Annotated in this window: 15 protein-coding genes; 9 read left to right on the forward strand and 6 right to left on the reverse strand. The window is 71.0% G+C overall.

Features of this window, described 5'->3' with window-relative positions; translation table 11 throughout:
• Window positions 1-85: 85 nt before the first annotated feature.
• Window positions 86-1,375 carry a citrate synthase gene (locus ACWDRW_RS08730; protein ID WP_451721565.1) on the forward strand — a complete coding sequence of 430 codons (1,290 nt, stop codon included), beginning with the start codon at window positions 86-88 and terminating at the stop codon, window positions 1,373-1,375.
• Between the two features lie 552 nt (window positions 1,376-1,927).
• Here ACWDRW_RS08730 and ACWDRW_RS08735 read toward each other — a convergent pair.
• Window positions 1,928-4,165, reverse strand: a complete 2,238-nt coding sequence (locus ACWDRW_RS08735) for a heavy metal translocating P-type ATPase (RefSeq protein WP_451721566.1) — start codon at window positions 4,163-4,165, stop codon at window positions 1,928-1,930.
• Window positions 4,166-4,184: 19 nt separating this feature from the next.
• The gene (locus tag ACWDRW_RS08740; protein WP_451721567.1) at window positions 4,185-4,400 is read right to left on the reverse strand and encodes a heavy-metal-associated domain-containing protein; all 216 of its coding nucleotides are present in this window, start codon (window positions 4,398-4,400) and stop codon (window positions 4,185-4,187) included.
• Window positions 4,401-4,604: 204 nt separating this feature from the next.
• On the opposite strand from ACWDRW_RS08740, the gene ACWDRW_RS08745 reads away from it, so the two are divergent.
• Complete coding sequence (locus ACWDRW_RS08745; RefSeq protein WP_451721568.1) at window positions 4,605-5,804, forward strand: cation:proton antiporter; 1,200 nt, start codon at window positions 4,605-4,607, stop codon at window positions 5,802-5,804.
• 45 nt (window positions 5,805-5,849) lie between these two features.
• Complete coding sequence (locus ACWDRW_RS08750) at window positions 5,850-6,893, forward strand: zinc-dependent alcohol dehydrogenase family protein (RefSeq protein ID WP_451721569.1); 1,044 nt, start codon at window positions 5,850-5,852, stop codon at window positions 6,891-6,893.
• A gap of 29 nt (window positions 6,894-6,922) precedes the next feature.
• On the opposite strand, the gene ACWDRW_RS08755 is transcribed toward ACWDRW_RS08750, so the two are convergent.
• Both ACWDRW_RS08755 and ACWDRW_RS08760 read right to left on the reverse strand, forming a co-directional pair.
• The gene (locus ACWDRW_RS08755) at window positions 6,923-7,126 is read right to left on the reverse strand and encodes a helix-turn-helix transcriptional regulator (RefSeq protein WP_451721570.1); all 204 of its coding nucleotides are present in this window, start codon (window positions 7,124-7,126) and stop codon (window positions 6,923-6,925) included.
• A 364-nt stretch (window positions 7,127-7,490) separates the two neighbouring features.
• On the reverse strand, window positions 7,491-8,402 hold the full coding sequence (locus ACWDRW_RS08760; protein WP_451721571.1) for a helix-turn-helix domain-containing protein: 912 nt from the start codon (window positions 8,400-8,402) through the stop codon (window positions 7,491-7,493).
• A gap of 163 nt (window positions 8,403-8,565) precedes the next feature.
• Between ACWDRW_RS08760 and iolC the strand changes: the two genes are divergently transcribed.
• From iolC to mmsA, 5 genes are read left to right on the forward strand one after another with little or no spacing between them, the layout of a single operon-like run.
• Window positions 8,566-9,555 carry a 5-dehydro-2-deoxygluconokinase gene (gene iolC, locus ACWDRW_RS08765; protein ID WP_451721572.1) on the forward strand — a complete coding sequence of 330 codons (990 nt, stop codon included), beginning with the start codon at window positions 8,566-8,568 and terminating at the stop codon, window positions 9,553-9,555.
• The gene (locus ACWDRW_RS08770) at window positions 9,552-10,433 is read left to right on the forward strand and encodes a Cgl0159 family (beta/alpha)8-fold protein (protein WP_451721573.1); all 882 of its coding nucleotides are present in this window, start codon (window positions 9,552-9,554) and stop codon (window positions 10,431-10,433) included. The genes iolC and ACWDRW_RS08770 overlap by 4 nt, the downstream gene beginning before the upstream one ends.
• A gap of 7 nt (window positions 10,434-10,440) precedes the next feature.
• Complete coding sequence (gene iolB / locus ACWDRW_RS08775; protein WP_451721574.1) at window positions 10,441-11,271, forward strand: 5-deoxy-glucuronate isomerase; 831 nt, start codon at window positions 10,441-10,443, stop codon at window positions 11,269-11,271.
• The gene (iolD, locus tag ACWDRW_RS08780) at window positions 11,268-13,145 is read left to right on the forward strand and encodes a 3D-(3,5/4)-trihydroxycyclohexane-1,2-dione acylhydrolase (decyclizing) (RefSeq protein WP_451721575.1); all 1,878 of its coding nucleotides are present in this window, start codon (window positions 11,268-11,270) and stop codon (window positions 13,143-13,145) included. The genes iolB and iolD overlap by 4 nt, the downstream gene beginning before the upstream one ends.
• 14 nt (window positions 13,146-13,159) lie before the next feature.
• A complete protein-coding gene (gene mmsA, locus ACWDRW_RS08785) occupies window positions 13,160-14,662 on the forward strand; it encodes a CoA-acylating methylmalonate-semialdehyde dehydrogenase (RefSeq protein WP_451721576.1) in 1,503 nt (500 codons plus the stop codon).
• Between the two features lie 54 nt (window positions 14,663-14,716).
• Here the strand turns inward: mmsA and ACWDRW_RS08790 are convergent, their stop codons facing one another.
• A complete protein-coding gene (locus ACWDRW_RS08790) occupies window positions 14,717-15,562 on the reverse strand; it encodes a hypothetical protein (protein ID WP_451721577.1) in 846 nt (281 codons plus the stop codon).
• 349 nt (window positions 15,563-15,911) lie between these two features.
• On the opposite strand from ACWDRW_RS08790, the gene ACWDRW_RS08795 reads away from it, so the two are divergent.
• Window positions 15,912-17,309 carry an APC family permease gene (locus ACWDRW_RS08795; RefSeq protein ID WP_451721578.1) on the forward strand — a complete coding sequence of 466 codons (1,398 nt, stop codon included), beginning with the start codon at window positions 15,912-15,914 and terminating at the stop codon, window positions 17,307-17,309.
• On the opposite strand, the gene ACWDRW_RS08800 is transcribed toward ACWDRW_RS08795, so the two are convergent.
• Entirely contained in the window at window positions 17,283-18,677 is a 1,395-nt protein-coding gene (locus ACWDRW_RS08800; protein ID WP_451721579.1) for a condensation domain-containing protein, read from the reverse strand. The genes ACWDRW_RS08795 and ACWDRW_RS08800 overlap by 27 nt on opposite strands.
• Window positions 18,678-18,776 lie beyond the last annotated feature (99 nt).

Below are 18,776 nucleotides of genomic sequence, written 5' to 3' on the forward strand. Positions count from 1 at the left end.
AGTGCACTCTCATGCGCCAAATGGGGGATGGTAGAGACAGTCAGGGCAACCTCGAAGAAGAGGCACAACGTCGGTGAGGGAAGACGTGAGCGACAACTCTGTAGTACTGCGGTACGGCGACGGCGAGTACACCTACCCGGTGATCGACAGCACCGTCGGCGACAAGGGCTTCGACATCGGCAAGCTCCGCGCCCAGACCGGTCTGGTGACCCTGGACAGCGGCTATGGCAACACGGCCGCCTATAAATCCGCCATCACCTACCTCGACGGCGAGCAGGGCATCCTCCGGTACCGCGGCTACCCGATCGAGCAGCTGGCCGAGCGCTCCACCTTCCTGGAGGTCGCCTACCTGCTGATCAACGGCGAGCTGCCCACCGTCGACGAGCTGAGCACGTTCAAGAACGACATCACGCAGCACACCCTGCTGCACGAGGACGTCAAGAACTTCTACAAGGGTTTCCCGCGTGACGCCCACCCGATGGCGATGCTGTCCTCGGTGGTCTCCGCGCTGTCGACCTTCTACCAGGACAGCCACAACCCGTTCGACGAGAAGCAGCGGAACCTCTCCACCATCCGCCTGCTCGCCAAGCTGCCGACCATCGCGGCCTACGCGTACAAGAAGTCGATCGGCCACCCCTTCGTCTACCCGCGCAACGACCTCGGCTACGTCGAGAACTTCCTGCGCATGACCTTCTCGGTGCCGGCCCAGGAGTTCGAGCTGGACCCGGTCGTCGTCGCCGCGCTCGACAAGCTGCTGATTCTGCACGCGGACCACGAGCAGAACTGTTCGACCTCCACGGTCCGTCTGGTGGGCTCCTCGCAGGCGAACATGTTCGCCTCGATCTCGGCCGGCATCAGCGCCCTGTGGGGCCCGCTGCACGGCGGCGCCAACCAGTCCGTACTGGAGATGCTGGAGGGCATCCAGGCCTCCGGCGGTGACGTCGACTCCTTCATCCGCAAGGTGAAGAACAAGGAGGACGGCGTCCGTCTGATGGGCTTCGGCCACCGGGTCTACAAGAACTTCGACCCGCGCGCCAAGATCATCAAGGCTGCCGCGCACGACGTCCTCTCGGCCCTCGGCAAGTCCGACGAGCTGCTGGACATCGCCCTGAAGCTGGAGGAGCACGCGCTCTCCGACGACTACTTCGTCTCGCGCAGCCTCTACCCGAACGTCGACTTCTACACCGGCCTGATCTACCGGGCCATGGGCTTCCCGACCGAGATGTTCACGGTCCTGTTCGCCCTCGGCCGCCTTCCGGGCTGGATCGCCCAGTGGCACGAGATGATCAAGGAGCCGGGTTCCCGCATCGGCCGCCCGCGCCAGATCTACACGGGCGTGGTGGAGCGCGACTTCGTTCCGGTAGAGGAGCGCTGATCGATCCGAGCGCCCAGGCACCCCTGGGCGCTCGGCGCGGAAGTACCAGGCAAGAAGAAGGCGCCCTGGCGCCGGTCCCCCCACGGGCCGACGTCCAGGGCGCCTTCCCATGTCCCGGTGCGGATTCCCCCCACGGGATCCGGCCGGGCGTCTGTGAGGACAGCGCCTGAATCGCTGTTGTCCGGTGCTGCGTTGAGCAGAACCAGTGGAACTCGTCGTACTACTGCCTGTGCGGTCTGCCGGGACAACGCACGCTCGGGAGGGCCGCTCAAAGCTCCCCGGGGTGCGTGCCCCGGCAACGCATCTCTGAGGAAGTCCCCCAAGACATCCCCAGATGCCGGTTCGCGCCCCCCAAGACGCATACCGACATCGCCAACTTAGACCTTCGAACCCCTTCGATGGTTACGTTCACATCACTGTGATCTGCGTCTCTTGCATTTGTCCGTTAACTGCGCAAGAGCCCGGATACAGCGACGGGACCCAAGCGTAAGGATGATGCGCGAGGCTTGTGAAGAGCTTATGTGAGGCTCGCGCCTGACTCCAGAGGGGCCCCTAACGGAAAGTCCGCAGTCGCAGGCTGTTGGTCACCACGAACACCGACGAGAAGGCCATCGCCGCCCCCGCGATCATCGGGTTCAGCAGGCCGGCCGCGGCCAGCGGCAGCGCGGCCACGTTGTAGCCGAACGCCCAGACGAGATTGCCCTTGATCGTCGCGAGGGTCCGCCGGGACAGCCGGATCGCGTCCGCGGCGACCCGCAGGTCCCCGCGCACCAGTGTCAGATCCCCGGCCTCGATCGCCGCGTCCGTCCCGGTCCCCATCGCCAGCCCCAGGTCCGCGGTGGCGAGCGCCGCCGCGTCGTTGACGCCGTCCCCGACCATGGCGACCGTCCGCCCCTCGCCCTGCAACCGCCGCACCGCCGCGACCTTCTCCTCGGGCAGCACCTCCGCGATCACCTGCTCGATCCCGACGCTCTTCGCCACCGCCTCGGCCACCGCCCGGTTGTCCCCGGTCAGCAGTACCGGCGTGAGGCCCAGTGCGCGCAGCCGCCGTACGGCCTCGGCGCTGGTCTCCTTGACCGTGTCGGCGACCGCCAGCACGGCCCGCGCCGCCCCCTCCCAGCCGACGACCACGGCCGTACGCCCGTCCCGCTCGGCCTCGTCCCGGGCGCGGACCAGTTCCTCGGGCAGGGTGGGGAACAGGCGCCCCACGGCGACCTCATGGCCCTCGACGCGCCCTCGTACGCCCCGCCCGGGGACGTTCTCGAAGTGCTCGGCCACGGGGAGCGCCCCGACCCGCTCCTCGGCGCCCGCGGCGACGGCACGGGCGACCGGGTGCTCGGAGGCGTGTTCCAGGGAGCCCGCGAGCCGCAGCGCCTGCCGCTCGTCGGTGCCTTCGGCGACGTACACCTCGTGCAGGGTCATCCGGCCCGTCGTCACCGTGCCGGTCTTGTCGAGGACGACGGTGTCGACGCGGCGGGTGGATTCCAGCACCTCCGGGCCCTTGATCAGGATGCCGAGCTGGGCGCCGCGCCCGGTGCCGACCATCAGCGCGGTCGGCGTGGCGAGACCCAGGGCGCACGGGCAGGCGATGATCAGGACGGCGACGGCCGCGGTGAACGCGTCCACGGTGTCACCGGTGGCGCCCAGCCAGCCGCCGAAGGTGGCGACCGCGAGGAAGAGGACCACCGGTACGAACACCGCGGAGATCCGGTCGGCGAGCCGCTGCACCTCGGCCTTGCCGTTCTGCGCGTCCTCCACCATCCGCGCCATCCGCGCCAGCCGGGTGTCGGCGCCGACCCGGGTGGCCTCGACGACCAGCCGGCCGCCGGCGTTGACGGTCGCGCCGGTGACGGCGTCGCCGACCGCCACGTCCGCCGGCACGGACTCGCCGGTCAGCATCGAGGCGTCCACCGCCGAGGTGCCCTCGACGACGGTGCCGTCGGTGGCGATCTTCTCCCCGGGTCGTACGACGAACCGGTCCCCGACCGTCAGTTCGGCCACCGGGATCCGCTGCTCGCGCCCGTCCCGCAGGACCGCCACGTCCTTGGCGCCCAGTTCCATCAGCGCCCTCAGCGCCGCCCCGGCGCGCCGCTTGGCGCGGGCCTCCAGATAGCGGCCGAGCAGGATGAAGGCGACGACCCCGGAGGCCACTTCGAGGTAGATCGCCGAGGCGCCGTCCATCCCGCCCACGGTGAGCCGGAAGCTCTCCCGCATTCCGGGCATGCCCGCGTCCCCGAGGAACAGCGCCCACAGCGACCAGCCGAACGCGGCCAGCGTGCCGACCGAGACCAGGGTGTCCATGGTCGCGGCGCCGTGCCGGGCGTTGGTCCAGGCGGCCCGGTGGAAGGGCAGGCCGCCCCAGACGACGACCGGGGCGGCGAGGGTGAGGGCCAGCCACTGCCAGTTGTCGAACTGGAGCGCGGGGACCATCGAGAGCAGCACGACGGGCGCGGCGAGCAGCGCGGAGACGGTGAAGCGCTGCCGGTAGTCGGCGAGTTCGGGGTCCTGCGGGGCTTCGTCCGGGGCCTCCTCCGCGACCGGCGCGGCCGGTTGGGGCTCCTCGGCCGTGTACCCGGTCCTCACCACCGTCGCGATCAGGTCCGCGACCTCGACCCCCTCGACGTAGGTGATCTTCGCCTTCTCGGTGGCGAAGTTGACGGTGGCGCTGACCCCCTCCATCCGGTTGAGCTTCTTCTCGACCCGGGCGGCGCAGGAGGCGCAGGTCATCCCGCCGATCAGCAGCTCTACTTCGGAGCCGGGCGTTATCGGGGCCTGGACGGTGGCGGACATGGGCCGGGACTCCCCGGGTTCAGAGGGCGCCGACGAGCTCGAAGCCGGCCTCGTCGACGGCGGCGCGCACGGCGTCCTCGTCGAGGGCGGCCTCGGAGATGACGGTGACCTCGCCGGTGGAGGCGACGGCCTTGACGGAGCTGACACCGGGGAGCTCGGAGATCTCGCCGGAGACAGCGCCCTCGCAGTGTCCGCAGCTCATCCCGCTGACCTTGTAGACGGCGCTGACGCTCATGGTGTTCTCCTCGTGGAGGCGGTTGGGGCTCACGGGGTCCCCGGGGACCCCATACCACCCACCGTATACCCCTACGGGGTACTCCTCCAACAACGGTCGCCGCGGCCCGGTGAACGCGCCCGGGTGCGGCGGATTCGGCGGTGAGTCGCGGACAGCGTAGGCGAATTGGGCTGATTTGCCAGAACCCTATGGTAGGTACCCCCTATGTCGCAGTCCGGGACGCTCATCCTGATCATGTCCATCGCGGTGCTGGCGCCGCTGCTCGCGCACGGGGTGAGCCGCCTCCTGCCGGTCCCGCTCGTCATCTTCGAGATCGCCCTCGGCATCCTCGTCGGCCCGGACGTACTGGGCTGGGCGGGGGACGGTGAGGTCATCGACACCCTCGCCAACCTCGGCCTGGCGATGCTGATCTTTCTCGCCGGTTACGAGATCGAGTTCGACAAGGTCCGCGGAGAGCCCCTGAAGCGCTCCGTGGCGGCCTGGCTGATCGCGCTGGCGGTCGGCCTGGGCCTGGCCACCCTGATCTCCGGCTTCGACCGGGGCGTCTACATCGGCACGGCCCTGACCAGTACGGCCCTCGGCACCGTCCTGCCGCTGCTGCGGGACGCCGGGGACCTGCGGTCCCGGTTCGGCACGGTGACGACGGCCTTCGGCGCGGTGGGGGAGTTCGGCCCGATCATCGCCATCGCCCTTCTCCTGAGCGGCCGTTCACCGGGCCGCTCGACGGCGGTACTGGTCGCGTTCGCGCTGCTGACGGCGGTGGCGGTGTGGTGGGCGACGCGCCCGCGGCCGGCGTGGTTCTCCCGGGTGGTCGAGGTGACCCTGCACACCAGCGGCCAGTTCGCCGTACGCATGGTGGTGCTGCTGCTCGCGGCCATGCTCGGCCTGGCCGAGGCAATGGGCCTGGACACCCTCCTCGGCGCCTTCGCGGCAGGCGTGATCGCGCGGCTGATCCTGCACGGCTCGGCACCCGAGAGCGCGGAACCGGTGATGGAGAAGGTCGAGGCGATGGGCTTCGGCTTCCTGGTCCCGGTCTTCTACGTCGTCACGGGCATCGAGTTCGACCTGTCCGCCCTGCTCTCGGGCGGCCGGGCACTGCTGCTCCTGCCGCTGTTCCTGGCGCTGTTCCTGCTGGTCCGCGGCCTCCCGGTGTACGCCCTGGCCCCGCGCGACCTGACCCGCCGAGACCGCAAGGCCCTGACACTGTTCGCCGCCACGGCCCTCCCCCTGGTCGTGGCGATCACGACGATCGGCGTCGACGAGGGAACGATGCGCACGGACGAGGCGGCGGCGCTGGTGGGGGCCGCGATGGTGTCGGTCCTGGTCTTCCCGCTGGTGGGGTTGAGGCTGCGGGGTGAGCGGGAAGAGCGCAGGGAGCCGGCGCGGCAGCCGGAGTCCTGGTGACCCGAGGCCGGCTTCCGGCTTTCACCTCGAAGGAAGGGAGCCCCGATGCGAGCCGTGGTCTTCGAGAAGTACGGCGAACCCGCCGACGTACGCGAGGTGAGCGACCCCCGCCCGGCCGAGCACGGAGTCGTCGTACGGGTCGAGGCCACCGGCCTGTGCCGCAGCGACTGGCACGGCTGGCAGGGCCACGACCCCGACATCACGCTCCCGCACGTGCCCGGCCATGAACTCGCCGGTGTCGTGGTGGAGACCGGCTCCCGAGTCACCCGCCGGCGCTCCGGCGACCGGGTCACCGTCCCCTTCGTCTGCGCCTGCGGAAGCTGCGCCGCCTGCGCGGCGGGCGACCAGCAGGTGTGCGAGCGGCAGACCCAGCCCGGCTTCACCCACTGGGGCTCCTTCGCCCAGTACGTGGCGCTGGACCACGCCGACGTGAACCTCGTCGCGATCCCCGACGGCCTGTCGTACGCCACCGCGGCAGCGCTCGGCTGCCGGTTCGCCACCGCGTTCCGGGCGGTCGTGCAGCAGGGCCGGCTCGCCGCGGGGGAGTGGGTGGCGGTGCACGGCTGCGGCGGGGTGGGCCTGTCGGCGGTGATGATCGCGGCGGCCGCGGGGGCCCGCGTGGTCGCGGTCGACGTGTCGCCCCGGGCCCTGGACCTGGCCCGCGAGTTCGGCGCGGTGGCCTGTGTGGACGCGACGAGCGTGCCGGACCCGGCCGAGGCGGTCCGCGAGCTGACCGGCGGCGGCGCCCACCTCTCCCTCGACGCCCTCGGCTCGCCCGCCACCTGCGCGGCCTCGGTGAACGGACTGCGCCGCCGCGGCCGGCACGTCCAGGTGGGGCTGCTGCCCTCGCCCGACGGCACGACCCCCGTCCCCATGGCCCGCGCCATCGGATGGGAACTGGAGATCCTCGGCAGCCACGGCATGGCCGCCCACACCTATCCGCCGATGCTGGAACTGGTCGGCTCCGGAGTGCTGCGCCCCGACCTCCTGGTCACCCGGACCATCAGCCTGGCCGAGACCCCGGCCGCGCTCGCGGCGATGGGCACGGCACCAGGATCGGGCGTCACGGTCATCGAACCCTGGGCCTGAACCGCACCCCAGGGCACCCCTACGGACCGTCACCGGTCCTCTTTTCGGCCACGGTTGCCCGGGCGGGAGGCGACCCAGGCCCGGACGGTGTCGGCGTACCAGAAGGGCTTGCCGCCCTCCACATGGTCGGGCGGCGGCAGCAGCCCGTGCTTGCGGTACGACCGCACGGTGTCCGGCTGCACCTTGATGTGCGCCGCGATCTCCTTGTACGACCAGAGCCGACGGTCCGTCATCGGTTGCACCTCCCCGCGCGCGCCACGGCGCCGGCCGGGAACGGCCGTCGGGGGTACCGGGCGCTGCGCTGGCGATCACCAAGCCTGTGCCCGGTCAACGACGCTCAGTGACCGCGAGGCAGGGGCTGTGCACGGCGTGTGACGCAAGACCCGCGTAAGCGCGACATGTGTGACACAGGAGGGTCGTTTGTGACACAGGTGCCGCAAAGGCGTGCGCGGGCGCGTGGGCGCGGCGCGTTGACGACGCCGTGGGGACATGGCAGGGCGGGCCGGACCCGCTGCGTCGGGTCCGGCCCGCCGGTTCCCCCGCCACCTCGGCTCCCGGGCTCGAGGCCAGGCGCTCAGCGTGCCGGGGGAGATCCGCTCAGGTCTTGGAAAAAACCGCACTGCCGCCGGGGTCGAGCACCAGGCTGGTGGCCTCACCGGCCATCCGGTCGTCCGCCGGTGCCCCGACGGGCAGCCGGCGCGCCGTGGCGAACTCCCGGGGCGTGCACCCCGTCATCGTCTTGAACTCGCCGCTCAGATGGGCCTGGTCATAGAAGCCGCAGGCCGCCGCGGTCTCCGCGGCACCGCGACCGGCCGCCAGCAGCCGCCGGGCCCGTTGCAGCCGCAGCACCCGGGCCGCCGCCTTCGGGCCCAGGCCGATCTGCTCCCGGAACCGGTTCTCCAGATGCCGAGGACTCCACCCCACCTCCTCGGCGAGCCGCGGCACGGGCATCGCCCCACCGGTCCGCACCAGCTCCGACCAGGCCCGCACGACCCGCCGCGAACTGGGCACCCCGGCCGCCCGCCAGCGGGTGAACACCTCGTCCAGCAGCGCGAACCGCTCGCCCCAGCCGGGCAACGCGGCGAGCGCGCCGGCGAGTTCGCCGACCCCGCCGGTCAGCGTGTGCGGCAGTTCGTCGGGGTCGACGGTACGGTCGGCCAGCTCGTACTGCGGCGTCCCGAACAGCGGGAACGCGGCCCACGGAGTCAGCAGCACCTCGATCCCGGCCAGCCGCCCCGCGTGCTCCCCGACGGCCGGGGTGGTGGTGGGCCCGCAGTACAGGGACGCGAACGCCTCGGGCGCCCGCCCGCCCCGGGAGATCCGCACGGACTCCCCGAACGACAGCAGCAGCGTGGCCGCCCCGATCGGGGTCTCGAGCCGTCGCCGAGGCCGCTCGAAGCCGAGCCGGAACCCGCGATAACTGATGACCCCGGGCCGCAGCCGTGGATGGGGCAGGGCGAGCGCGAACTCCCAGGAGCCGGAGGCGCCCTGGCCGCGAAGAATGCGCACGAGTCCTCCTCCCGCGGGCCATGACAGCACGTGGCCCCGCAAGAAGCGACCCCCGAGCCCTCAGAACCCCACCCAAAGAACTAGTCCGAATGTCCGGACAAAATATTGACAGCGCTCCGCGTGCGGGCTAGAACACGGGGAGAGCCGATACGAAGGGAACGCGATGGCGTACGACCTCATCACCATGGGGCGGATCGGTGTGGACCTCTATCCGCTGCAGACCGGCGTCCCCCTCCCGCAGGTCGCCTCCTTCGGCAAGTTCCTCGGCGGCTCGGCGGCGAACGTCGCGGTCGCCGCCGCCCGCCTGGGCCGGAACACCGCCGTCATCACCCGTACCGGCGACGACCCCTTCGGCACCTACCTCCACGAGGCCCTGCGGGACTTCGGCGTCGACGACCGCTGGGTCACCCCCGTCCCCGGCCTGCCCACCCCGGTGACGTTCTGCGAGGTGTTCCCGCCGGACGACTTCCCGCTGTACTTCTACCGGCAGCCCAAGGCGCCGGACCTGGAGATCGACGCCCACGACCTCGACCTCGACGCCGTCCGGGAGGCCCGGATCTTCTGGGTGACCGGTACGGGCCTGAGCGAGGAGCCCAGCCGTACGGCGACCCTGGCGGCACTGGCGCATCGCGCGAAGTCGGGGATCACGGTCTTCGACCTGGACTGGCGCCCCATGTTCTGGGGCGACCCGGCCCAGGCCCGCCCCTTCTACCGCGAGGCCCTGAAGCACACGACGGTGGCCGTGGGAAACCTGGACGAGGTGGAGGTGGCGACGGGAGTCCGCGAACCCCACGCGGCGGCCCGCGCGCTCCTGGACGCCGGAGTGGAACTAGCGGTGGTGAAACAGGGCCCGAAAGGCGTCCTGGCGGTGAGCCGCGACGGCGACCAGGCCGAGGTCCCCCCACTCCCCGTGACCGTCCTGAACGGCCTGGGCGCGGGCGACGCCTTCGGCGGCTCCCTCTGCCACGGCCTGCTCTGCGCCTGGGACCTGGAGACCACCATGCGCCACGCCAACGCGGCAGGCGCGATCGTGGCCTCCCGCCTGGAATGCTCCTCGGCGATGCCGACGCCGGACGAGGTGAGGGCAGCCCTGACGGCAGGAGCGGTCATGGCCCCAGCGCCCGCCGACGGCGAAACCGAGGCCGACCGGTGAGCATCGACATCGCGGCGCTGGTGGACACCCGCACCCGTCACCCCGAGGCCATCGCGCAGGCCGCGGCGCGCCGCCGCAGGCGGCCCCTGCTCGACAGCGGCGGCCGGCTGATGATCGTCGCCGCCGATCACCCCGCCCGCGGCGCCCTCGGTGTGGGGGACCGCAAGTTCGCCATGGCCAACCGTGCCGACCTGCTGGAACGCCTCTGCCTCGCCCTGTCCCGCCCGGGCGTCGACGGAGTCCTCGCCACCGCCGACATCCTCGACGACCTCCTCCTGCTCGGCGCCCTCGACGACCGTGTCGTGATGGGCTCGATGAACCGAGGCGGTCTCCAGGGCGCGAGCTTCGAACTCGACGACCGCTTCACCGGCCACCGCCCCGAGGACATCCACCGCCTCGGTTTCGACGCCGGCAAGCTGCTGCTCCGCATCGACTACGACGACCCGGGCTCCCTCAACACCCTGGAGTCCACCGCCCGCGCCGTCGACGAGATGGCGGCCCGCCAACTCCCGGTGTTCGTGGAGCCGTTCATCAGCCGTCGCACCCCCGACGGGAAACTCCGCAACGATCTGTCCGCCGACGCCGTCACCCGGTCCATCGCCATCGCCTCGGGCCTCGGCGGGAGTTCGGCGTACACCTGGCTCAAGGTCCCGGTCACGGACAACCCGGACGACATGGCCCAGGTCATGGAGACATCCACGCTGCCCGCCGTGCTCCTCGGCGGCGACATCGGGGACGACCAGGACGCGGCCTACGAGAAGTGGCGCGGCGCCCTCCAGCTCCCCACCGTGCGCGGCCTGGTGGTCGGCCGTTCGCTGCTGTATCCGGCGGACGGCGATGTGGCCGCCGCCGTGGACACCGCCGTAGGACTGCTGTGAGGGCCGCATGACCGACAGCCGTAGGACCGAGAGCGAGCTCTACGTCCCCGGGGGTTCGACCGCGGACGCCCACCACGCGCTCGACATCGACCCCGCGCGGGCCGGGTGGACGTACTCCAGTCTGCGCGTCGTCGAGCTCGCCCCGGGCGGCACGCACACCTTCACCACCGGGGACAGCGAGTGGATCGTCCTGCCCCTCAATGGTGGATGTACCGTGCAAACAGAACTGAACGAGTTCCAACTCCTGGGCCGGGGGGACGTGTTCGCGTCGGTCACCGACTTCGCGTACGTACCCCGAGACGCCCGGGTCCAGATCGCCTCCGGCGCGGGTGGCCGCTTTGCTTTGGCAGGAGCAAGGTGCGAGCGACGACTCCCCGCCCGCTACGGCCCCGCGCCGGAGGTCCCCATGGAGGAGCGCGGCAGCGGAAACCGCACGCGGTACGTCCGCAACTTCGCCTCCGCCGACGCCTTCGAGTGCGACAGGCTCATCGCCGTCGAAGTGATCACCCCCGGCGGCAACTGGTCCTCGTACCCGCCGCACAAGCACGACGAGAACCGGCCCGGCGAGGAGTCGGAGCTGGAGGAGATCTACTACTTCGAGATCGAGGGACCGCACGGCTTCGGCTACCAGCGGGTCTCCCCCTCCCGCGAAGGCGGCTCCGACGTGCTCGCTGAGGTCCGTTCCGGTGATGTCGTGCTCGTCCCGGACGGCTGGCACGGCCCGTCGATCGCCCAGCCCGGCCACGACATGTACTACCTGAACGTCATGGCGGGGCCGGGGGAGACCCGGGAGTGGCGGATCTGCTTCCACCCCGACCACACGGAGGGCTACCGATGACCATCAGGCTCACGGTCGCACAGGCGCTCGTGCGCTTCCTGGCCGCCCAGCACACCGAGCGCGACGGCGTACGGCACCGGCTCATCGGCGCGACCTGGGGCATCTTCGGCCACGGGAACGTCGCCGGGCTGGGCCAGGCGCTGGTCGAGGCCGCCGATGTGATGCCGTACCACCAGGGCCGTAACGAGCAGTCGATGGTGCACGCGGCCGTTGGATACGCCCGCCAGTCCAACCGGCTGTCCACGCACGCCGTGACGACCTCCATCGGACCCGGCGCCACCAACCTCGTCACCGGCGCCGCCCTCGCCACCATCAACCATCTGCCGGTCCTGCTGCTGCCCGGCGACATCTTCGCCACCCGCCCCGCCGACCCGGTGCTCCAGCAACTGGAGGTGCCGTACGCGGGCGACATCAGCGTCAACGACTGTCTGCGCCCGGTGTCGAAGTACTTCGACCGGGTCACCCGCCCCGAGGCCCTGATCCCGGCCGTCCTCCAGGCCGTACGCGTGCTCACCGACCCGGTGGAGACCGGCGCCGTCACGCTCGCGCTGCCCCAGGACGTGCAGGCCGAGGCCTACGACTGGCCGGAGGAGTTCTTCGCCGACCGCGTCTGGGCCGTACGGCGTCCCGGGGCCGACCCGACCGAGCTGGCCGAGGCCGCCACCGCGATCCGCGCCGCCCGGCGGCCCCTCGTCGTGGCCGGCGGCGGGGTCCACCACAGCCGGGCGGAGGAGGCGCTGGCGGAGTTCGCCCGCACGACCGGCATCCCGGTGGCCTCCACCCAGGCCGGCAAGGGCTCCCTGCGCTTCGACCATCCGCAGGACGTCGGCGGCATCGGCCACACCGGCACCGCGACCGCCGACGAGCTGGCCCGCACCGCGGACCTGGTGATCGGCGTCGGCACCCGGTACACCGACTTCACCACCGCCTCCGGCACCCTCTTCCAGAACCCGGACGTCCGGTTCCTCAACCTCAACATCGCGCCCTTCGACGGCCACAAGCTCGCCGGGATGCCGCTGGTCGCGGACGCCCGCAGCGGCCTCCAGGAACTCACGGCGGCCCTGGCCACCCACGGGCACCGGGTGCCCGCCGCCTACGTCACCGAGTACGGCGAGGACAAGGAGGCCTGGGAGCGCCGCGTCGACGCCTGCTTCGACGCCCCGGAGCCGGACGTTCGCCCGACCCAGCCGCAGGTCGTCGGCGCGCTGGACGCGCTCGTGGACGAGTCGGACGTGATCATCAACGCGGCCGGTTCGCTCCCCGGCGATCTGCACAAGCTCTGGCGGGCCCGCTCGGCCGACCAGTACCACCTGGAGTACGGCTACTCCTGCATGGGCTACGAGATCCCGGCGGCCATCGGCGTGAAGCTCGCCGCCCCGGACCGGCCCGTGTGGGCGCTGGTCGGCGACGGCACCTATCTGATGATGCCGACCGAGATCGTCACCGCCGTGCAGGAAGGCGTCGCCATCAAGGTGCTGCTCGTGCAGAACCACGGGTACGCGTCCATCGGAGGGCTCTCGGAGTCGGTGGGCGGCGAGCGGTTCGGCACCGCCTACCGCTACCCGGCGGAGGACGGCACCTACACGGGTGCCCCGCTCCCCGTCGACCTCGCCGCCAACGCGGCCAGCCTCGGCATGCGGGTGCTGCGCGCGAAGACGGTGCGTGACCTGCGCGAGGCGCTCGCCGAGGCGCGGGCCGCCGACATTCCCACATGTGTCTACGTGGAGACCGAAACGGCAGACACAGTGTCGGGCGCGCCCGAGGCGCAGGCCTGGTGGGATGTTCCTGTGGCCGAGACCGCGACCCGACCGTCGGCGGTCAAGGCCCGCGAGGAGTACGACCGGCACGTCTCAGCTCGACGCCGCCATCTGTGAAGGAGTAACTGGGCATGACGAAGATCGTCAACCACTGGATCGGCGGCAAGACCGCCGAAGGCGCGTCGGGCAACTACGGGCCGGTCACCGACCCGGCCACCGGCGCGGTCACCACGAAGGTCGCGTTCGCCTCGGTCGACGAGGTCGACGCCGCCGTACAGGCCGCGAAGGACGCCTTCGTGACCTGGGGCCAGTCCTCCCTGGCCCAGCGCACCACGATCCTGTTCAAGTTCCGGGCGCTGCTGGACGCCAACCGGGACGCCATCGCCGAGCTGATCACCGCCGAGCACGGCAAGGTGCACTCCGACGCCCTCGGCGAGGTCGCCCGCGGCCTGGAGATCGTCGACCTCGCCTGCGGTATCAACGTGCAGCTCAAGGGCGAGCTGTCGACGCAGGTCGCGAACCGCGTCGACGTGGCCGCGATCCGCCAGCCGCTCGGTGTCGTCGCGGGCATCACGCCGTTCAACTTCCCGGCGATGGTCCCGATGTGGATGTTCCCGATCGCCATCGCGACCGGCAACACCTTCGTGCTGAAGCCGAGCGAGAAGGACCCCTCGGCGTCCGTCAAGATCGCCGAGCTGCTGGCCGAGGCCGGTCTGCCCGACGGCGTCTTCAATGTCGTCCACGGCGACAAGGTGGCCGTCGACCGCCTGCTGGAGCACCCGGACGTCAAGGCCGTCTCCTTCGTCGGCTCGACCCCGATCGCCCGCTACATCCACACCACCGCCTCCGCCAACGGCAAGCGCGTGCAGGCCCTCGGCGGCGCCAAGAACCACATGCTGGTCCTGCCCGACGCCGACCTGGACGCGGCGGCGGACGCGGCCGTCAGCGCCGCCTACGGCTCAGCGGGCGAGCGCTGCATGGCGATCTCCGCGGTGGTGGCGGTCGGCGCGATCGGCGACGAGCTGGTGGAGAAGATCCGCGAGCGCGCCGAGAAGATCAAGATCGGTCCGGGCAACGACCCGGCCTCCGAGATGGGCCCGCTGATCACCAAGGTCCACCGGGACAAGGTGGCGTCCTACGTCGAGGGCGCGGCGGCCGAGGGCTGCGAGGTCGTCCTGGACGGCACCGGCTACACGGTCGACGGCTTCGAGGACGGCCACTGGATCGGCATCTCGCTCCTCGACAAGGTGCCGACCAGCGCGAAGGCGTACCAGGACGAGATCTTCGGCCCGGTGCTGTGCGTGCTGCGCGCGGAGACGTACGAGGAGGGCGTGGCCCTCATCAACGCCTCGCCGTTCGGCAACGGCACCGCGATCTTCACCCGGGACGGCGGCGCCGCCCGTCGCTTCCAGCTGGAGATCGAGGCCGGCATGGTCGGCGTGAACGTCCCGATCCCGGTCCCCGTCGGCTACCACAGCTTCGGCGGCTGGAAGGACTCGCTCTTCGGCGACCACCACATCTACGGCAACGACGGCACGCACTTCTACACCCGCGGCAAGGTCGTCACGACCCGTTGGCCCGACCCGTCCGAGGCCCCGGCGGGCGTCGACCTGGGCTTCCCGCGCAACCACTGAGCGGACGGCCGAGCCCGGGCGCTTCTCACCGTGCCCGGGCTCGGCCGTGCCCGCTCACTGGCCGTTCTGCTCCTGGATCATCTCGGTGAGGTCGGCCGTCTGGGCGGCCGGCGGGGCGTCGATGTCCTTCGTGGCGCCGAACTTGGCGAAGTCCATGGAGACCGACAGGGTGCCCATGTCCTGCTTCAGGCGGACGGGCAGGTCCTTGTCGTTCACCCAGATGTCCATCTCCATCGTGGTGGCACCACCGGTCAGCGAGCCCATCATGCTGTCCTCGCCGCTGTAGGCCTCCTGGAACTGGCCCATGTCGCCCTCGTCGAGCACGGCGCGGTAGTGGGTCGCGCGCTGGCCGTTCACGGTCTCCGTGCCGAGGTTCTCGACGTCGCTCGCGTACTTCAGGCTCTTCAGGGAGGCCGTCGGGTTGCCCGCGTCGCCGCCGCCCTTGTAGGCCTGGCTGCCGCTGTCGCCGAACACGGCGGAGGAGTCGACCTTGATCCATTCCTTGCCCGCGATCGGGCCGGAGGCCTGCGCGTCGACGTCGTAGTAGTAGACGCCGTCGACGAGCAGACAGTGGATCGTCGGGTCGTCCTGGAGCGACTCCATCTGGGCGGCCTTGGTGTCCATGTGGATGTCGTAGGCCATGCCGTCGCCCCACGAGTACGTGCCGTCCATGGCTATCGGCGTGCCGGTGCCCAGGTCGGTCGACATCTTCACCTCGGCCGAGCCCAGCTCCTCGGTCCGGTCGGTGGCGCGGGACAGCGCCGCCATGATCTTGTCGGTGCTGGTGATCGCCTCGGCGGCCTTGTCCGTCGTCTCCTTGGCCGCCTCGGAACCGCATCCGGTGACCGCCACCAGGGCCGCCGTGAGCCCCACCCAGGCCGTGCTGTGCCGCAGCTTCATTTTCCTGCCCACCCCATCGCTGTGTCTTCGCTGTGCCTCAAAGGGACTCTAGCGGCAGCCTCTGACACGTCCGTATGCCGGACGTCGGCAGTTTTTTCGCCCTTCACGTTGCGGTTCCCGTACGGCGACAAAAAGCGCAACCGCTTGCCTGTTCTGCTGTTTACGCGATCACAAGGCCTTCGGAACCACGGATTCCGTAGGTAAACAACCATTGACGTGTTGGTTTTCGTCGGTGTTCCATGCAGCGCCGGGAGCGAACCGAGAAACAGACGAACGACAGAAGCCGCCGGAGGCGATAGGCGCTCCCGACCCCACCACCACCGCCGCACGACTCGATCGGAACCGCCGCATGACCGACACGCTGGAGAAGACCGTCGTCACCGAGGACGACGCATCGGCCCCCACACCGGAGCTGAAGCGTTCGATCGGGGTCATCGGCGGAACTCTGCTCACGCTCTCCTGCGTCACGCCCGCGTCCACCCTCTTCGTGGTGGTCCCCGACCTGTTCGGATCGCTCGGCACCGCCACCGCCCTCACCATCGCGATCGGCTCCCTGCTCTGCATCGCGGTCGCGTTCTGCTACTCCGAGCTGGGCACCCTCATCCCCAGCGCGGGCGGCGAGTACGCGATGGTCACCACGATGGCCGGACGGCTCGCCGGCTGGCTGGTCTTCGTGCTCTCCCTGCTGGTCGTGATGATCGTGCCCCCGGTCATCGCGATGGGCACGGCGGACTACCTCGCCCCGATCGTCGACCTCGACCCGTCGATGGCGGGCGCCGGCGTCATGCTGCTCGCCACCCTCGCCGGTCTGCTCGACCTGCGCGCCAACGCCTGGATCACCGGAGTCTTCCTGGTCCTGGAGGTCATCGCCGCGGCCGTCGTCGCGGTCCTCGGCTTCGCCCACGCCGAGCGCGGACCGGACAGCCTGGTCTCCCTCCAGGTGGCGGGCGCCGACGGCGGCGTGGACACCGTGACGGCCATGCTGATCGTCTCGGGGCTCGCCATCGCCCTCTTCGTCACCCAGGGCTTCTCCACCGCGGTCTACCTCTCCGAGGAACTGGAGAACCCGCGGAAGAACGTCGCCCGTACGGTCCTGGCCACCCTCGGCATCTCCGCCGTGATCATCCTGGTCCCGGTCATCGGCATCACCCTCGGCGCCTCCGACCTGTCGGCGCTGACCGGCGGTGACATCAGCGGCATGGTCGAGGCCTGGTCCAACTCCGCCGTCGGCACCTTCGTCAGCCTCTGCGTGGCCCTCGCGATCATCAACGCGGGCATCGTCATGGTCATCCAGAACTCCCGCGTCCTGTTCGCCTCCGCCCGCGACAAGGCCTGGCCCCAGCCGGTCAACAGCGTCTTCGCCAAGCTCGGCCGCTTCGGCTCCCCCTGGGTGGCCACGCTGGCGGTGGGCGTCCCCGGCGCCGCCCTCTGCTTCGTCAACCTGGACACCCTCTACGGCGTCACCGGCGTCTCGGTGACCGGCATGTACCTGCTGGTCGCGGTGGCCGCGCTGCTGGCCCGCCGGGGCTCCCACAAGCACACCGCCGCCTGGCGGATGCCCCTGTGGCCCGCGATGCCGGTCCTGCTGATCGTGGTCCTCACCTACATCCTGACCCAGCAGGAGACGGAGTACCTCCTGTGGACGGGCGGCATCACGGCGGCGGCGACCCTGTACTGGGCGCTGTACCTGCGGCCGAGGCGGGAGACGCGCTGGCTGGTGTCACTTCCGTCGGACGAGACCCCCTAGGGCGATCGAGTCCCGCAGCCGCTCCACGTAGAGCCGCAGGTTCTTGTGAGCGACGTCCGTGTCGGGATACCGGCAGGCGAACCACAGCCCCTCGTGCAGCCGGCTGATCCACACGCACACCTGGTCGCCGTACGACACCCGCAGCAGCCCGTACGCCGACAGTCCGGCCCATTCCTCGGAACCGGGGATGGGCCGGCTGTCGAGGAACGAGACGATCGAGTACAGATCGGGCGACGTGGGCCGGAAGTCGGGGCCCAGCAGGGCCAGCACCCGGGCCAGCGGCATCCGCGCCAGTGACCGGTTGGCCTGCAGCTCGGCGCGCACCCGCCCGAGCAGCGCCGGAAAGTCCGGCGCCCCGCCCAGCGGCACCTCGATCGGCGCGCCGCCGACGTACCAGCCGACCGACTCCGACCACTGGGACCGTACCCGGGTGTGGAAGGGCACCACCGCCCGGTAGACGGAACGCTCGCCGACGTCACGGACGAACTGCGCCGTCGCGGCCAGCATCCCGACCAGACTCCCGCCGTACGGCCGGCAGTACGCCTCGAACTCCGCGGCGGCCCCCGCGTCCGCGAGCGGCTCGCTCATCAGCCTCTGCGTGGGCAGCGACCCGCCGGGCTCGAGGCCCAGATCCACCGGAAACCCCGGCAGCCTTCCGTCGCACCGCCCGATGAACTCCCGCCAGCGCCCGACGATCTCGTGCCCGGCGTCGATCCGGTCCGCGTCCGCCCGCTCGATCTCGCAGAAGTCGATGTAACTGCTCACCGGCGCCTGCCGCACGCTCCGCCCCGCGACCCCTGCCGCGTACAGCTCGTGGATCTCCGCGGGGATGCGATGGAGGGAATAGGCGTCCACATTGCTGTGATCGAAGGCCATGTACACGCTCGTGCCGTCGTCCCGCACGACTGCCGCGTAGATCAGGTTCGGCCAGCGCAGCGCGTCCGCCGCCACGTCGAAACGGTTCTGGAGGTGCCGTACGAGAGCGGCCGGGTCGGTGAAGTCGCCGACCACCTCGCGGTGCAGCGACACCTCCTCCGTGCCGAGCGTGAACCGGCGCAGCCGGTCGCCGTCCTGCCGGAAGCCGCTGCGCAGCGTCTCGTGCCGGAGGGTCCAGGCGCGCAGGGCGTCCTGGAGGGCGTCGAGGTCGATCCGGCCCGGGACGTCGAACGCCGTGCCCAGCCAGGTCGGGACGAACAGCCCGTCCTCGCGCACGCTCCGGGCGGTCCTGATGTGCGACTCCTGGATGTACGCCGGTGGCCTGCTGTCGTCCGGCAGCACCGACGCTCTCGCGACGGTCGCCGGACTGAGCGTCCACTCGACGAGTTGTCCGGGCCGGACCTCGCAGCGCTGGATGTCGGTGATGCGCACAGGGCGTCTCCGTTCGCAGAGGGGCGGACCCTCTAGGGTCTGCCGCCCCCGGAACCGGGGAGTACGGTTTCGTCCGGCTTCAACGCATCGGGTGCGCCG

It is taken from the genome of Streptomyces sp. NPDC003635, from assembly GCF_053587635.1.

Excerpts from the sequence above, each read along its gene's own strand:
- iolB (WP_451721574.1), top strand. The coding sequence starts at position 10,441 with ATGACCGACAGCCGTAGGACCGAGAGCGAGCTCTACGTCCCCGGGGGT.
- ACWDRW_RS08790 (WP_451721577.1), bottom strand. The coding sequence starts at position 15,562 with ATGAAGCTGCGGCACAGCACGGCCTGGGTGGGGCTCACGGCGGCCCTG.
- ACWDRW_RS08740 (WP_451721567.1), bottom strand. The coding sequence starts at position 4,400 with ATGAGCGTCAGCGCCGTCTACAAGGTCAGCGGGATGAGCTGCGGACAC.
- iolC (WP_451721572.1), top strand. The coding sequence starts at position 8,566 with ATGGCGTACGACCTCATCACCATGGGGCGGATCGGTGTGGACCTCTAT.
- ACWDRW_RS08735 (WP_451721566.1), bottom strand. The coding sequence starts at position 4,165 with ATGTCCGCCACCGTCCAGGCCCCGATAACGCCCGGCTCCGAAGTAGAG.
- ACWDRW_RS08745 (WP_451721568.1), top strand. The coding sequence starts at position 4,605 with ATGTCGCAGTCCGGGACGCTCATCCTGATCATGTCCATCGCGGTGCTG.
- ACWDRW_RS08795 (WP_451721578.1), top strand. The coding sequence starts at position 15,912 with ATGACCGACACGCTGGAGAAGACCGTCGTCACCGAGGACGACGCATCG.
- iolD (WP_451721575.1), top strand. The coding sequence starts at position 11,268 with ATGACCATCAGGCTCACGGTCGCACAGGCGCTCGTGCGCTTCCTGGCC.
- ACWDRW_RS08755 (WP_451721570.1), bottom strand. The coding sequence starts at position 7,126 with ATGACGGACCGTCGGCTCTGGTCGTACAAGGAGATCGCGGCGCACATC.
- mmsA (WP_451721576.1), top strand. The coding sequence starts at position 13,160 with ATGACGAAGATCGTCAACCACTGGATCGGCGGCAAGACCGCCGAAGGC.
- ACWDRW_RS08750 (WP_451721569.1), top strand. The coding sequence starts at position 5,850 with ATGCGAGCCGTGGTCTTCGAGAAGTACGGCGAACCCGCCGACGTACGC.